This is a genomic window from Planctobacterium sp. AWM4_229, from assembly GCF_056160305.1.
The window spans coordinates 93,026-107,988 of record NZ_JBSWWX010000006.1 but is presented as its reverse complement, the minus strand read 5'-3'; the positions used below and the strand labels follow the sequence as shown (position 1 = coordinate 107,988).

Sequence of the window (14,963 nt, the reverse complement as noted above, 5' to 3'; positions counted from 1 at the left end):
ATTTTTGATGACAATTTGACACAAGACATGATTATGTCAGCTAGTACTTGCTGTTAACAATCGGTGTCGTATAGTAAGTAATAAATAAGGACAAGTTGAGTAATTATATGAAATCGATAGTGATCACCTTAGTCGGTAACGACAAACCGGGTTTGATAGACTCTATTGCCAAAGCCATCTCAAATGCTAAAGGCAACTGGCTGGCAAGCAGTTTTGCCCATATGGCAGGTCATTTTGCGGGCTTTGCCGAAATCCAAATCCCGGAAGAAAACGAAGCGGCTTTACTGGAATCTCTGGAGAATCATCCGGATCTTAAAATCACACTGAGCGAAGGGGTCAGTGGCCAGCATGCAGAAATGCGCAAAGCCACCATCGATATAGAGGCCAACGACCGTCAGGGTATTGTTAAAGAACTAACCCATGTTCTTAACACCTTTAACCTGAATATCATGCAATTTGATTCCGTATGTGAAAGTGCCCCTAACTGGGGAAATCTAATGTTTAAAGCCACCGCCGAGGTGGATTTGCCGTTGGATCTTGACACCCAGGAGTTACAAAGTGCGCTGGAAGATTTATCTGATGACCTGATGGTAGACATAAAATTATAATCGTTGCTGCATTGCTGGTAAGATAGGTACACCTCGATTATCAGCTGCAATGTAGCGATTTGTCATAAAATCGTCACCATCGCGCAAGATCATTCGTAACCATTAATTTCCGTTCAGAAACAAAACACATGTCGCAAGAAATCAATCTCTATTACCCCAAAGAACTAAGCTGGCTGTCCTTTAATGAACGCGTATTGCAAGAAGCGGCAGATAAAACCAATCCCATTGTAGAGCGCATTCGATTCCTCGGAATTTACTCTAACAATATGGATGAGTTTTTCAGGGTAAGAGTGGCTGAAGTCAGACGTCAGTTGACTATCTACAGCAACAACAAGGACGAGCAAAAAGAACAGGAAATTAAGACGCTGTTGGAAAAGATGCACAAGAAAATTTTGGGTTTGACCAAAGATTTCGACAAAGTGTTTAAAGACGTAGAGCGTACCCTGGCCCGCTACAATATTCATATCATTGACAATACGGAAGTGTCCGAATTTCAAAAGAATTGGCTGGAAGGTTTTTTCAAGAACAAGGTTTTACGACACATCGCCCCGATTCTGGTACACCGCAAAGTCAATCTGGTTGAGCGTTTAAATGATTCAGGTAACTACCTGGTGGTACAAATTCAGTGCAATGACAAAGCAAATCGCTACGCCATCATTGAAGTGCCCACCCAAGATATATCGCGCTTTGTCTTAGTGCCACCGGAAAAAAGCAAAAAGAAAAAACACATAATCTTGCTGGATGACATCATCAAACTGAACCTGGAGCGCATTTTCAAAGGGTTTGTTAAGTTTGACTCACTGCAGGCGTTCTCTTTCAAAATGACGCGGGATTCAGAATACGAAATCAACGATGAGATTGATGAAAGTTACATGGAAAAGATGTCAGAAGGCATGAAACAGCGACTCATCGCTGAGCCCGTGCGTTTTACTTACGATGAGAACATGCCGGAAGACATGCTGGAATTCATTAAGAAAAAACTGGGCATGTCTTCACTGGACAGTGTCATCGCCAGCGGTGCCTATCGCAATTTCAGAGATTTTATTGGCTTTCCCAATGTAGGTAGAGAGTACCTGGAAAATCCGGAATTGCCCGCTATACACACTCAAGATTTCTCTCGATACGATACCGTATTTGAAGCCGTTACCAGCAACGATGTGCTGCTTTATTATCCCTACCATCGATTTTTGCATCTGTCTGAGTTTGTGCGCCAGGCAGCGTTCGATCCCAATGTAAAACACATTCGCATGAACTTATACCGCCTCGCGAGTAAGTCGCGGATTATCAGCTCTTTAATAGACGCAGTGGATAACGGTAAAAACGTGACGGTGGTGATGGAGCTCAAAGCGCGATTCGACGAAGAGGCCAACATCGAATGGTCAAAACGCATGACTGACGCCGGAATTCGCGTACTGCTGGGCATCCCCACTTTGAAAATTCACTCCAAACTTTGTGTGGTAACCCGTGAAGAAAAAGGTGAGTTGATTCATTATGCTCATATTGGGACCGGCAACTTCAATGAAAAAACCGCAAAGATCTACACCGATTTCAGTTTGTTTACCCGCAATCAGGAAATTGCCACTGAAGCTGTGAGTGTATTTGACTTAATCCAATACCCTTACCGTTCATTCAAGTTTAATCACTTGCAAGTGTCGCCCATTAACAACCGTACTAATCTGCAAAAGCTGATACGTTCTGAAATCGCCAACGCTACCCAAGGCAAAAAAGCCCGAATCGATTTAAAAGTAAACAATCTCGTGGATGCCGAGCTGATAGATGACTTATACCGAGCCAGTCAGGCCGGAGTAAAAATCAGAGCCATAATCCGCGGCATGTGTTCACTGGTTCCCGGTATCAAGGGGGTCAGCGACAACATAACCATTATCTCCATTGTCGACCGTTTTCTGGAGCATCCAAGACTGGTTGTATTTGAAAACGAGGGCGATCCCAAAGTATACATCTCCTCAGCCGACTGGATGGCGCGCAACATGGACAATCGCATTGAGGTGGGCTGTCCAATTTATGACCGTAAATTAAAGCAGCGCATTATCGATATCATGGAAATCCAATTCAAAGATACCACCAAAGCCAGGGTGATTGACGCAGAGCAGAAAAACACCTATGTTGCGCGAGGAAATCGAAAGAAAATACGCTCTCAGGTGGAAACTTATAAATACCTTACCGGCCTTGAAGATGTTGTTGATACCTCCGACGACGAAATACCAGAAAAGCCATAGAGCATTTGTAGTACCGGGGAGCCTGCCGCTCTCCGTCTTTTATCCGCGGAATTGATATGACAGACCTTGAAGACGCCCTTTCCGGGGTGGACAGCCGAGAAGTAACCCCCGTCGCAGCATTAGATATTGGCTCCAATAGCTTTCATCTGGTGGTGGCCCGTATCATGGCTGGTAGCGTACAGATTTTACATCGAGTGAAGCAAAAAGTGCGTCTCGCAGACGGGCTAGACGATGACGGTATGCTCAGTAAAGAAGCGATTGAAAGAGGCATGGCCGCCCTTGAAGAATGCAAAGAAAGTATGCTGGGCTTCAAACCAGAAAAAGTCAGAATCGTAGCCACCTATACATTGCGCAAAGCCATCAATAGTGGCGAATTCATTAGCGCCGCGAAAAAGATACTGCCCTATCCCGTAGAAGTCATTTCTGGCGTAGAAGAAGCACGTCTGATTTATCAAGGGGTAGCTCATACCAATGCATCAACCGGAAACCGCCTGGTGGTGGATATTGGCGGTGGCTCCACGGAGTTTATTGTTGGGGAAGGCTTTGATCCGCTATTGATGCGCTCTTTGAGTATGGGCTGTGTCAACTTCACCCAACGTTTCTTTGCTGATGAAGAATTAAAAGAAAAAGCCTTCCAAAAAGCCATTACTGCAGCGCATCAAGAATTAGAGCTGATCAGCGACAAATACCGGGCCATGGGTTGGGATGTCTGTATTGGCACCTCCGGTACCATTAAAACCCTGGCCAATGTCTGTGCCGAACTGGAGGGACGGTCTGAGCCCGGCAGAATCACCAAGGATAATCTTAAGCAGCTGATTAAGCAGTGCTGTGAAGCGGGTAAGGTCAGCAAACTTAGCTTCAGTGCTATCACTGAAGATCGTCTGCCGGTGTTCGCTGCAGGATTGGCGGTATTGATGGCCGTGTTTGAAAGCCTGGATATTACCGAAATGGAATACTCCAGTGCCGCCTTACGCGAGGGTGTATTGTACGAAATGGAAGATCGGTTGATGCATCACGACATTCGTCAACGCACCGCTGAAAGCATCGCCACCCGCTATGACGTGGATATCAATCAGGCCCGCCGGGTTCTGCAAACAACCTCTTCGCTGTTGCAACAAGTCGCCGAAGATTGGCAACTAAAGGAGCCTGAGCTGCAAAGTATTCTGGGCTGGGCGGCGCTGCTGCATGAAGTCGGCCTGCAAATAAACTCCCGTCGTGTGCAGCACCATTCAGCCTATATTCTGACCCATGCTGACCTGCCTGGTTTCAACCAGGAGCAGCAAAGTCTGCTGGCAACGCTTGTGGCTTGTCACCGTAAAAAATTTAACGTCGCTGAAATCCCTCAGTTTGAGCAGTTTCAGTGTGAACACGTCTACGCGCTGATCAGTCTATTGCGCATTGGTGTCTTGCTCAACATTAAGCGGCAAGACAACTTGTTGCCCGAAATTAACGCCAAAATAGACGACAATAAACTAAAATTGACATTCGCAGATGGCTGGTTAGAAAACAAACCCCTAATAGAAGCCGATCTCGGGGTTGAGGCCGGACGTCAGGAATCCTTGGGAATTACCCTGGCGTTTGCCTGAAAGTGCATTTTGACCGTTAGTTTTTTGACTCCAATGTTGGATTTTTGACTTCATAATTCATCATAATTCTTACTTCCGTTGAGTTTGAATTTACGCCGATAAACCACGAAACTTCGGGGATAGATGGATTATTTGCAAGGATGGACTTTCCCTGTGCCAAAGGAATGCGCAACGATTCGATTGTGAAGTCGCTTTATTACCGGAGAAATGTGCTTGAAAACAATAGGTTATGTAGAAGATAACGATGCCATTAGAGAAAATTACGCTGAATGCTTCATGGAAGCTGGATTTCAGGTAATTGCTTTTGGCGATGCAGAAAGCGCATTAGAATCCTTCAAAAAGTCCATGCCGGACCTTTTATTACTGGATATCGGATTGGGCCATCAGCGCGACGCAGGCCTGCAATTGTGCCTGGAAATCCGCAAGTTTAACGATACAGTCCCCATCATTTTCCTGACTTCCCACGACAAAGATTACGAAAAGATTTCCGGCTTGCGCTTAGGCGCGGATGATTACATTACCAAAGATGCCGATATTGATTACGTCATCGTGCGTATCGAAACCTTGATGCGTCGAATTCAGGCACTGCAAAATGCTTCAGGCAATGATGCTCCGGCATCATCGGAAAACAATGCCACAGAATTGAGCTTGGATCACAATACATATCAAGCCTGGTGGCAAGGAGAGTTATTGGATCTGAGTCTGACCCAGTTTTGGATTCTGGACGAACTGCAAAAAGGCGCGGGACAGCTCTGCTCTCATGCAGCATTAATGAAAGCGGCGAATATTGTGGTAGAACCCAATACCATCGTTGCCCATGTTAAGTCTATCCGCAGCAGTTTCAAAAAAGTTGATGCCGACTTTGATAACATTCGCACCGTGCGTGGTGTGGGCTACCAATGGTTGGAAAAAAGCCACTAACTGGCTTTTTCCGGCACAAATGATGACAGTTGCTCGTTGCCTTGCAGTCCAGATAATGTGGAATTTCACCAAGGGCTCACCCGCTGCAAGACTGCAAAAAACGTGCAACAAATGCTTCGCGCTTTGGCTTTGCCTGTTGGCTTTTTACGGTAACGCCACCCCGCTATCCGAGCCCTTATTATTCTCTGAAGCGGAGCAGGTCACCATTGGTCAGGGGCTTCCCTCCAATACCATATTTTCACTCAAGCAGGACAGACTTGGCTTTATCTGGGCCGGCAGTCCATCGGGGCTGGGCTTGCTCAATGGTTACACCGCCCAAACCTTCAGTCACCCTGATCTACCTGAATTATCCACCATGAGTCCCGGCAATATCTTTCTGGATAACCAAGATATTCTATGGGTAGGCACCTGGGGAAAGGGAATAAAAGCCATCAATCGCAATCGCACCAAATTGGAAGATTTGTCGTGGATGAGCGATTCCCTGTCTAACGAGCGCATTCAAACCATTTTTCAGTCCCGAGACAATGCAATCTGGGTAGGCACCTTTGACAATGGCCTGTTTCGCATTCAACCAGAAACAAAACAAATACAGTCCTGGCAGTTTAATGAAGGTGCACCGGGATTAAATCACAATCGTATCTGGAGCCTGGCGGAAGACGCCAATGGCAACTTGTGGATTGCCACATCTAATGGTTTAAACCAGTTCAATGTGCAAACTGGCGAGTTTAGTAATTACTACAACGCCAATGAGCTATCCGTTGCAGACAAACTCATCAGAACCTTGCTTATAACAGGCGATGAACTCTGGTTTGGTACCAATCTTGGCTTTTTCAAAATGAACCTTACTACCAAGCAAATTGAAAAAGTTATGCCGCCTGGAAGAGATATTATTTCGGTTAATCGCATTGTAGCGCATAACGATAGCGGATTGTGGATAGGTACCTTTTCAGGCATTTATTACTATTCGCGAGCGCAGCAAAAGTTTTTGATGTTCGATGACCAGCAATACAGTTTTCTGGCTCAAAAAGACATTCGAGATATCTTTGTTACCCCCCGGGAGGTGCTGTTACTGGCAACCCGCTATTCAGGTATTTATAAACTCAATCTGCGCCCCAAACCCATTCAGCAAATCAAAAATACTCACTATAACGAGCAGAATAAGTTACAAATTTGGGAAATGGCCAAAGACGCAGATGGCAATGTTTGGGCAGGCACCAACGATGGCATTCTACGTTTTAACCTGGACAGCAAATCGACACTTCACCTGCCCTCAGTATTGGAAAATAATATCACTGGCCTGACCCTGTCAGTTACCTTCAACAAAGACAAAAGCCAGTTGTGGATTGGCACCGTTAATCGGCTATACAACTACGATATGCAAAGTGGCGAATTGCGCTCGCTTAATGAGCAACTAGACATTAGCCAACTGAATCACATCCGCTTGTTTGTTGACAAGGCCGATAGTCTTTGGGTGAATTCCGCCCATCAGGGGGTATTAAAAGTATCATCAACAGGTGAATCGATTCACTATCACACTGAAGCTCCACTACCCTACAAGCTGCCGGATAACAACATTGCCCAACTGGCGGAATCACCTGATGGCAAGCTTTGGATGGTAACCGGGAACAGTGAAGTTTTATACAAACGTCCCCAGGATGAGTTTTTCACACGCCTGCCTTTATTGTTGCCCCCTGAAGACGCAGACACCAATCTCATTGCAACCAGCTTGCATACGGGGCGCAACAATCTGGTGTACGTAGGAACCTATTCAGGCTTATTAAAAATTGACGCCAATACGGGTCAAACACAACGGCTCACTATCAGTGATGGTTTAGCTAACGATGAGATCAGAGGCATTGCCACCGACTGGCCCGGTAACCTTTGGGTTTCAACGGGAACGGGCATTACTCGCATCAACGCCGATGGACTGGATTTCAGAAGTTTCGGGCGCATAGATGGACTCAACAGCCCTTCGATGAACCTGCGCTCGATACTCAACTGTACTGAGAAAATGATGTGTTTTGGCAGTTCCAATGGCATTAACTACATTGAAGAATTAGAGTCGTGGCAAACCGACCACAATGAAAACATTATTATTTCAAATCTGTGGATAAATCAGGAAAAACAGCCTTATCCTTCCACGGGCGACAATTATCTCAACCTGATTTTACAAAGCGACGAGCGCAACATTAAATTCCAGTTTGGCAAGATTGACCATCGCCCCGCCGCAACTCATGAGTTGTATTTCCGCTTAGAAGGGTTTGATGACAAGTGGTATGCCAGTGATGTCTCGCGCATTGCTAACTACACCAATTTATTACCGGGAAGTTATGTTTTTGAAGTGACCGACTCCCCTACCCACTATCAAAAACACAACAGCGCTAAAGTGGTATTGGAGATCATTCCGCCATTCTGGTCCAGACTTTGGGTGCAAGTCGCCGCTGTTTTTGGTGCCCTGGCTATCCTGACGCTGGGCTATCAAACTCGCATCAACCAAATCCGCAGCAATGAACAAAAACTCAATAAATTAGTGGATGTGCGAACTCGTAATATGGCGTTGTTGGGTGATATTGGCATGGAAATCACCCGCTCATTAAATTTCCAGGAAATCTTTTACAACTTACAGAAACACTTAAAAACGATCCTCACTGAGCACGATTTTATGTTGGGTTTGATCAATGAGGAAAAAAACGCAATCCATTTTGACCTGGTAATTAGTAACTTTGAGTCTTTGAGCCGTCACTCCATCAGCCTGTCTGAACAGCCCGATATCTGCGTTCAGGCTTTTAAAGACAACAAAGAGATTGTGATCAATAACCAGCGCGACAAAAAGCAGGCACTGGAAAATGGCATGAACCTGAAATTGCTGGGTGACTATAAATCTTGCACCTGTTTGCCTTTGCAAATTAACGGTATTGCCACAGGGGTAATTTTTGTCAGAAGCCGCACTGAAAACGCTTATGGCGAGTATGAGCGGCAGTTTTTGCGCACCATCGCGGCCTACACTGCGGTCGCTTTGAAAAACGCCCGCTTTTACCAGGAACAAAAAAACACTCACGAAAAACGCATAACCTGGCTTGAGAACATCACGCACTATCTCAACCACGAAATGAAAAACTCCATTCTTGGAGCCCAGACTTCGTTAAACATGCTCAATCGTAAAATTAAAGACAGTGAGCTACACAAGTATGTGGACCGGGCCGAAAAGAGTCACAAAGAAATGCGCAGTATTATGAAGGCTGTGAGTGAAACCACCTCACTGGAAGCATCCATAATGCAAACTTCTTCGTCAGAATTTGATGTCAGTAACGTCATTTCTGAACGACTTGAAGATTATGAGGCTATTTATCCTCAGGCGTCTGTGGTGGGCTACATCACTCCATTTATCTTTATCAGGGGCAATGAAGCACTGATTGTGCAATGCCTCGACAAATTGGTGAACAATGCTATCGAACACCACACTCCAGACTCTGATATTGAAGTAAGTGTGGAATTGATTGACAGCAACTGCGTGATCTCAGTCACGAATGTGGGCGATCCGCTGCCAGAAAAAGTGGAAGACATGTTCAACCTGTTTACCTCATCAAAAGCTGATGCCCGAAAAGGTAATTTTGGTATGGGGCTATATGTAGCAAGACTCATTGCTGATTTTCACAGCGGCCAGATTACCGCCGGGCCACTCGAACAAAGCTTCCTGCAGGGAGCCAGGTTCGAATTGCGTATCCCTATTGAATAGGTGCTTAAGTTCATGCACCGCATTTTAGATCGCTCCACAATCACAGCACGTAAGTCATGTTTGCTTGCCTTGGTGTTACTACTGCAATTGCCGTGGCAGAACGCACTCGCCTCTGACAGTATCACATGGGCAATAGCCCATTACCCACCGCGGTTCGTTATTGAGGCTCCCGGCAAGTTTGGTGGGCAAGCGGGCTTACAGCACGAAATTCTGGAGGCGGCGTTGCCTCAATATCAACATGTTTACAAGCAATACAGTTATGCCAGCTTTGCCCAAGCACTACTCAAACAAGAGCCGGTGTGTACCAGTATGATACTGAAAACCCCCGAACGAGAGGTACTCGCTGCGTTTTCCATTCCCTGGCATATCGACTTGCCTATCGCTCTCGCTATTACAAGAGATGCCTGGCAGCGCATTGGCAGCCCGGATAGCGTAATTTTCAAAGATATCATACAAGAAGAGAGACTAAAGGGTGGCATTGAGCATAAACGTTCTTATGGCCTGCTGGATGAGCTTATAAAAAACAAGGCAATCAATAAAAACCTGGATAAATACGAACTCATCGCCTCTCAAATTCTACCGCTACTACAAACCGGCGGTATTGATTACACCCTGGAATACCCCTATCTGGCAGAATATTATCTGCGTAACATCAAGACCCGTAAAGATGTGATGTCCCTGCCCATTGAAGATGGATTCGACTATGTCTTTGGTTATATTGCTTGTACTAATAACGCATGGGGGCAAGCGCTAATCAAAAAGCTAAATAAAGTCATCCGCGAAGAACGCCAAAAACAAGGCTACCTCAACCTGCTAAAAATGCTCTATCGTTCAGATAGCGATAGAGCAAAAATGGAAAGCATTTATTACCAGCACTTTTTAGCCTCGGAAGAATAGTCCAAGAACCATTTACCCTGTTGCTCAACATTCACCTTAACTGCTCGCGATTCATTTTTGTTCATACAGTAAGCAAGCTACTTCACGCAGGCTTGGTTAAATTACCAACAATTTTAGCAAAGGAGTAAGCTATGACCCAAATTGAAATCCCCGCACGCGCTGTAAAACTCTGGTTTTGGATGTTGGAAGACTCAGGAGAGCCCAATCTGGAAGCACAATCGGAACGAGCCCTGTTGTCGCTATTTAAAGATCTCGACGCTGCCCGTGAGTTTCTTAAACAGCATCCGGTGCAGTAGACTATAGGGCCATTCATTGGTCCCAGATGAACATTTCCCATAGTGTTTCAGGCCTGAAGTTCTTCCACTATATAATGAGCCCGAAAAGTTGTAGCGTTCACGATCTGACTTAGTGTTATCACTACAAAAACGGTCTCTAATCATCCACAAACAATGCTTTAACCAGCTTGTTTTTCTCAATGATAAATCTTGTATCTTTATACAGTTTTTGCTTTTCAGATAAACCTCTCTTGATAGACGACATTTGTCGCTTTTCCGCAAACGAAGATGTCTTGTTGATTACAAGGACTTGTATTTACAGGGATAAAAATTGCGCTTAGAGTGGTAGGATGTGAAAAAACGACAAATGTCCCGTTTTTATTGGACATTTGTCGTCTATAAAAATGTTATATTCCATGCGTACATTTAGTGACTCTTTCAGAAAAAACTTACTTGCTTGTCTGTTTGGGCCATTGGCAGTCATTCCTGCAACGATAATATACGCTCTTGCTTTTAAAATAATCGAACCGCAAGCAAATACTACTAACTTTGATTTAGTGCCATTCGTAGCTTTTATTGCTCTTATGGTAGCGTATCCAGTAACGATAGTTTTCGGGTTGCCAATAAGCATTCTGCTTCAAAGAGTACAAAGGTTTACATTGTTCAATTTGCTTGCAATATCAACTGTCTGTGTACTTTTTTACAGTCTTGTTTTTGATGCCCGTTATGTTGAAACCGTACTATCATTCTACTTTGCAGTATTCGTTGTTTTAGGCTGCTGGTTTACACATCGCGTAGGTTAATGGAATATAACAAAAAATTTTAAACATGGACGCTTACTCGCTGGCTCCCCCTCATTCTTCGGGTAGTATAGCCAGCAAGTAATCGCCCTTTAAATTAACTGTTATATTTATCGGGAAAATTATGTTTAAAAAAGTCTTACTACTTTTAGGTAGTTTATTTGTCACTTCAAACACATTAGCGAGTAATAAAGAAAGTATGGATATTGCATTCTCCCCAAATGAAGATGTACATAAACTAGCTGAAGCATACTCACTTGACTGTTTGGATTTCGTAAAGGACAAATTTAACTTAACTCTAGATTGGTCTAATAAAAGTGTTGCGGAACTTGAACCGATTCTTGCGAGCCTTAGCAATTACATTAAAGCTAAGTCTATGTCACCTGAAGACCAAGACGGTTTTGCTAAAATGTTTGGCTTTTATATTGGTGAAGTGTATCGGAAAAATCACCAAGACAAAGTTTGGGGTGTGGTTACAATTCAAGGTCAAAAATACCACGCTATCGGGAGTAAAAGTACGTCTAGAGCTATTATGTGGCCAGTAGCTAACGTGCAAAAGCGCATAACTGTCGGCGAAGAAGCTAATATAGCTAATTATTATTCAGCTCTCATTGGCGAATAAATATAACAAGGCGCTCAAGCAAGGAATTTTAAAGCTTGGCTCGGCTCGTACCTCGCCAATTTTAGCCAAACTCTAAAATCCGCTTAGCTTGGCGTTAGGCACACAAAAGGATTTATTCAATGTCGCACGTGAATCAAAACCCAAGACTGTTCATCTATTCGATCTTACTCCCCTCCTTTTGGTTAACGTTGGGAGGAGTATTGAACTACCTATCTCCCGATAAAACGCTGGGAATAGTCGGCCTTGTACTAATAATCTACTTAGCACTTTTTCCTGTGTGTTGGCATTTCGCTAGATCATTTAAGCGTCACTTTTCCCAAAAGGAGAAGCTTCGACTTATCGCATATATGGCTCTTTGGGCTATCGTCATAGAATGGCTCAGTTTGTCATACATTCAAGGTATAAATACAAATTCAACTATGTCATTTGAAATTTTGTTGAGTGCTTTGGGTTTTTCCCTTGTAGTCGATGTGCTTTTTATTTACTTGGGTGTCCAAATTATTTCAAAGCGATATATTGAGTACTTTTTAAATAAAGAAAAGTTAACTGGACAGCCATCATAAATTTTAAGCAAGTTAACTAGACACCCACCGTAACTTCCGCACCAAAATTTTCAAGGACACCCATCTTAATATTCACTCGTTTTTTACTTCTTTCTGTCTAACTATGACTTGCCACAACTCGTGCGAGATGTGCTTTAAGTGTGTATTTCGGGTCTGGATTCGAGCGTGTGAGTAGGAATTTAAATTTCTAGAGACGTTAACGACTGGATTTAGCCAAACGGCTACCTTACCCTGCAGCAATTATACTCTGTTTACAAGAGCGTATTCTTGGATCAGCCAAATAGTCGAATTGAGGAGCGCTTATCTTTCAGCCGTTTTAGTTTGTGTCTTTGACGGTAAGCCTCCAGATAAGATGCTCCACCTGCCGCATGATGAAAACACTTCTCGAATTGAGTGGTGAGTTCCTGCCATTGCCCCATTTTCAGGTTTAATCGTTCAAGGATTACTGGAGTTGAACGCTCAATTGCTCCTCGCTTGTCTGGCAGTATTGCTCTGCCAGTGAAATCCACCAGTTCCAGATAGTCAGTTAGCTGAAAAGGTAGACCATGGTGCATGTTTTTTCTGATATTACCGGCAAAAGAAAGCAGGTATTTTGGCGATTTCCGTGCTTTGGCGGCATTGATGCGATATTGGATACTGGTGTGGTCAGATTGTTCCGGTGTTTTGGCCATTTTAGCTCTGATGGGATTTAAATCTACATAGGCCATACAAGCAGCCAGCGCTGCCTCATCCAATAGTGCCTGAGATTTGAATCGTCCTTCCCAGAATCTACCGCTGCATTTATCTTCTTTATTCGCCTCTCGGGCAATGTATTCATTGAGACAACGCATAAACCAGCTGATATCTGTCAATCGTTGTCGCCAGATATTCGCTGTTTCCTCAACGGTCAAAATCTGAGATTCAATCATCTGTTGACGCTGCTGTGGATTTAGATATTGCTGGCTCAGTAAGGTTCCTTTATGCAACTGATGCCAGCGGCGAATCACTTCTTGTGTATCCCAGCTGTCAGACAACTCCTTGTGTATACGTAATACCAGATGAGTGTGGTTGCTCATTACTGCATAAGCACACACATCTATTGCAAACACTTGTGATAAAAAGTGAATACGGTCCTGCACCCACTGCCGACGGTGTTCATAACTCATGCCCGTAAGCTTGTCTTCCCCACACAAAAATAAAATAAAAAAGACCCCCATCTTAATATTCACTCGTTTTTTACTTCTTTCTGTCTAACTATGACTTGCCACAACTCGTGCGAGATGTGCTTTAAGTGTGTATTTCGGGTCTGGATTCGAGCGTGTGAGTAGGAATTTAAATTTCTAGAGACGTTAACGACTGGATTTAGCCAAACGGCTACCTTACCCTGCAGCAATTATACTCTGTTTACACGAGCGTATTCTTGGATCAGCCAAATAGTCGAATTGAGGAGCGCTTATCTTTCAGCCGTTTTAGTTTGTGTCTTTGACGGTAAGCCTCCAGATAAGATGCTCCACCTACCGCATGATGAAAACACTTCTCGAATTGAGTGGTGAGTTCCTGCCATTGCCCCATTTTCAGGTTTAATCGTTCAAGGATTACTGGAGTTGAACGCTCAATTGCTCCTCGCTTGTCTGGCAGTATTGCTCTGCCAGTGAAATCCACCAGTTCCAGATAGTCAGTTAGCTGAAAAGGTAGACCATGGTGCATGTTTTTTCTGATATTACCGGCAAAAGAAAGCAGGTATTTTGGCGATTTCCGTGCTTTGGCGGCATTGATGCGATATTGGATACTGGTGTGGTCAGATTGTTCCGGTGTTTTGGCCATTTTAGCTCTGATGGGATTTAAATCTACATAAGCCATACAGGCTGCTAATGCAGCCTCATCCAACAATGCTTGAGATTTGAATCGGCCTTCCCAGAATCTACCGCTGCATTTATCTTCTTTATTCGCCTCTCGGGCAATGTATTCATTGAGACAACGCATGAACCAGCTGATATCTGTCAATCGTTGTCGCCAGATATTCGCTGTTTCCTCAACGGTCAAAATCTGAGATTCAATCATCTGTTGACGCTGCTGTGGATTTAGATATTGCTGGCTCAGTAAGGTTCCTTTATGCAACTGATGCCAGCGGCGAATCACTTCTTCCGTATTCCAGTTATCAGATAACTCTTTATGTATATGTAATACCAGATGAGTGTGGTTACTCATCACGGCATAGGCACACACATCAATGGCAAATACTTGTGATAATAAGTGAATGCGGTCCTGTACCCACTGCCGACGATGTTCGTAGCTTACTCCGGTAAGCTTGTCTTCCCCACACAAAAACGCTCTGCGCACACAGCGAGAAACACAGTGGTAGTAGGGCGTATCTTCTAGACTAATTTGGGCCTTCCTGGCTTTTGTCATAACGACTCCTCCTGAGCACTCAATTCAAATCCCATTTTGCACGAATGAAACAAAATAGAAACTGTACTGAAGTACAGTTATGGTGGGTGTCTCATAGCTTGGTATCTCATAGCTTGATAGAAGTACAGTTATGGTGGGTGTCTCAATAGTTTGGTACTGAAGTACAGTTATGGTGGGTGTCTCAATAGTTTGCATTTATGGTGGGTGTCTCAATAGTTTGGTAAGTATCCTTAAAAGCTGCAACTGGAATTATGTTTCCCCTAAACTAGACTGGCATTACTGCAAGGATATCGGTTTGCCCAAAATGCTCACATCAGGATTGCCTTTTAA

11 protein-coding genes are annotated in these 14,963 nt (G+C 44.1%); 9 read left to right on the top strand and 2 right to left on the bottom strand.

Annotation, left to right across the window (positions count from 1 at the left end):
• Nucleotides 1-95 precede the first annotated feature (95 nt).
• The 9 genes from ACXAGP_RS14420 to ACXAGP_RS14380 all read left to right on the top strand — a co-directional run bounded on the left by ACXAGP_RS14420 (nt 96) and on the right by ACXAGP_RS14380 (nt 11,682).
• Complete coding sequence (locus tag ACXAGP_RS14420) at nt 96-608, top strand: glycine cleavage system transcriptional repressor (protein WP_475262260.1); 513 nt, start codon at nt 96-98, stop codon at nt 606-608.
• 128 nt (nt 609-736) lie between these two features.
• Nucleotides 737-2,845, top strand: coding sequence for a polyphosphate kinase 1 (ppk1, locus tag ACXAGP_RS14415; protein ID WP_475262258.1), 2,109 nt, complete (start codon nt 737-739; stop codon nt 2,843-2,845).
• A gap of 56 nt (nt 2,846-2,901) precedes the next feature.
• Complete coding sequence (gene ppx / locus ACXAGP_RS14410) at nt 2,902-4,431, top strand: exopolyphosphatase (RefSeq protein ID WP_475262256.1); 1,530 nt, start codon at nt 2,902-2,904, stop codon at nt 4,429-4,431.
• Between the two features lie 213 nt (nt 4,432-4,644).
• Nucleotides 4,645-5,352 carry a response regulator transcription factor gene (locus ACXAGP_RS14405; RefSeq protein ID WP_475262254.1) on the top strand — a complete coding sequence of 236 codons (708 nt, stop codon included), beginning with the start codon at nt 4,645-4,647 and terminating at the stop codon, nt 5,350-5,352.
• A gap of 55 nt (nt 5,353-5,407) precedes the next feature.
• Nucleotides 5,408-9,088: a sensor histidine kinase gene (locus ACXAGP_RS14400; protein WP_475262252.1), complete on the top strand. Its 3,681-nt coding sequence runs from the start codon at nt 5,408-5,410 to the stop codon at nt 9,086-9,088.
• A 12-nt stretch (nt 9,089-9,100) separates the two neighbouring features.
• On the top strand, nt 9,101-9,985 hold the full coding sequence (locus ACXAGP_RS14395; RefSeq protein ID WP_475262250.1) for a hypothetical protein: 885 nt from the start codon (nt 9,101-9,103) through the stop codon (nt 9,983-9,985).
• Between the two features lie 131 nt (nt 9,986-10,116).
• Nucleotides 10,117-10,281 carry a hypothetical protein gene (locus ACXAGP_RS14390; RefSeq protein WP_475262248.1) on the top strand — a complete coding sequence of 55 codons (165 nt, stop codon included), beginning with the start codon at nt 10,117-10,119 and terminating at the stop codon, nt 10,279-10,281.
• 395 nt (nt 10,282-10,676) lie between these two features.
• The gene (locus ACXAGP_RS14385) at nt 10,677-11,063 is read left to right on the top strand and encodes a hypothetical protein (protein ID WP_475262246.1); all 387 of its coding nucleotides are present in this window, start codon (nt 10,677-10,679) and stop codon (nt 11,061-11,063) included.
• 121 nt (nt 11,064-11,184) lie between these two features.
• The gene (locus tag ACXAGP_RS14380; protein WP_475262245.1) at nt 11,185-11,682 is read left to right on the top strand and encodes a DUF3806 domain-containing protein; all 498 of its coding nucleotides are present in this window, start codon (nt 11,185-11,187) and stop codon (nt 11,680-11,682) included.
• Between the two features lie 835 nt (nt 11,683-12,517).
• Here the strand turns inward: ACXAGP_RS14380 and ACXAGP_RS14375 are convergent.
• Both ACXAGP_RS14375 and ACXAGP_RS14370 read right to left on the bottom strand, forming a co-directional pair.
• Nucleotides 12,518-13,390, bottom strand: a complete 873-nt coding sequence (locus tag ACXAGP_RS14375; RefSeq protein ID WP_475262243.1) for a transposase — start codon at nt 13,388-13,390, stop codon at nt 12,518-12,520.
• A 259-nt stretch (nt 13,391-13,649) separates the two neighbouring features.
• On the bottom strand, nt 13,650-14,633 hold the full coding sequence (locus ACXAGP_RS14370) for a transposase (protein ID WP_475262241.1): 984 nt from the start codon (nt 14,631-14,633) through the stop codon (nt 13,650-13,652).
• Nucleotides 14,634-14,963: the final 330 nt, after the last annotated feature.

Excerpts from the sequence above, each read along its gene's own strand:
- ppk1 (WP_475262258.1), top strand. The coding sequence starts at position 737 with ATGTCGCAAGAAATCAATCTCTATTACCCCAAAGAACTAAGCTGGCTG.
- ppx (WP_475262256.1), top strand. The coding sequence starts at position 2,902 with ATGACAGACCTTGAAGACGCCCTTTCCGGGGTGGACAGCCGAGAAGTA.
- ACXAGP_RS14400 (WP_475262252.1), top strand. The coding sequence starts at position 5,408 with ATGTGGAATTTCACCAAGGGCTCACCCGCTGCAAGACTGCAAAAAACG.
- ACXAGP_RS14395 (WP_475262250.1), top strand. The coding sequence starts at position 9,101 with ATGCACCGCATTTTAGATCGCTCCACAATCACAGCACGTAAGTCATGT.
- ACXAGP_RS14390 (WP_475262248.1), top strand. The coding sequence starts at position 10,117 with ATGACCCAAATTGAAATCCCCGCACGCGCTGTAAAACTCTGGTTTTGG.
- ACXAGP_RS14385 (WP_475262246.1), top strand. The coding sequence starts at position 10,677 with ATGCGTACATTTAGTGACTCTTTCAGAAAAAACTTACTTGCTTGTCTG.
- ACXAGP_RS14380 (WP_475262245.1), top strand. The coding sequence starts at position 11,185 with ATGTTTAAAAAAGTCTTACTACTTTTAGGTAGTTTATTTGTCACTTCA.
- ACXAGP_RS14375 (WP_475262243.1), bottom strand. The coding sequence starts at position 13,390 with ATGAGTTATGAACACCGTCGGCAGTGGGTGCAGGACCGTATTCACTTT.
- ACXAGP_RS14370 (WP_475262241.1), bottom strand. The coding sequence starts at position 14,633 with ATGACAAAAGCCAGGAAGGCCCAAATTAGTCTAGAAGATACGCCCTAC.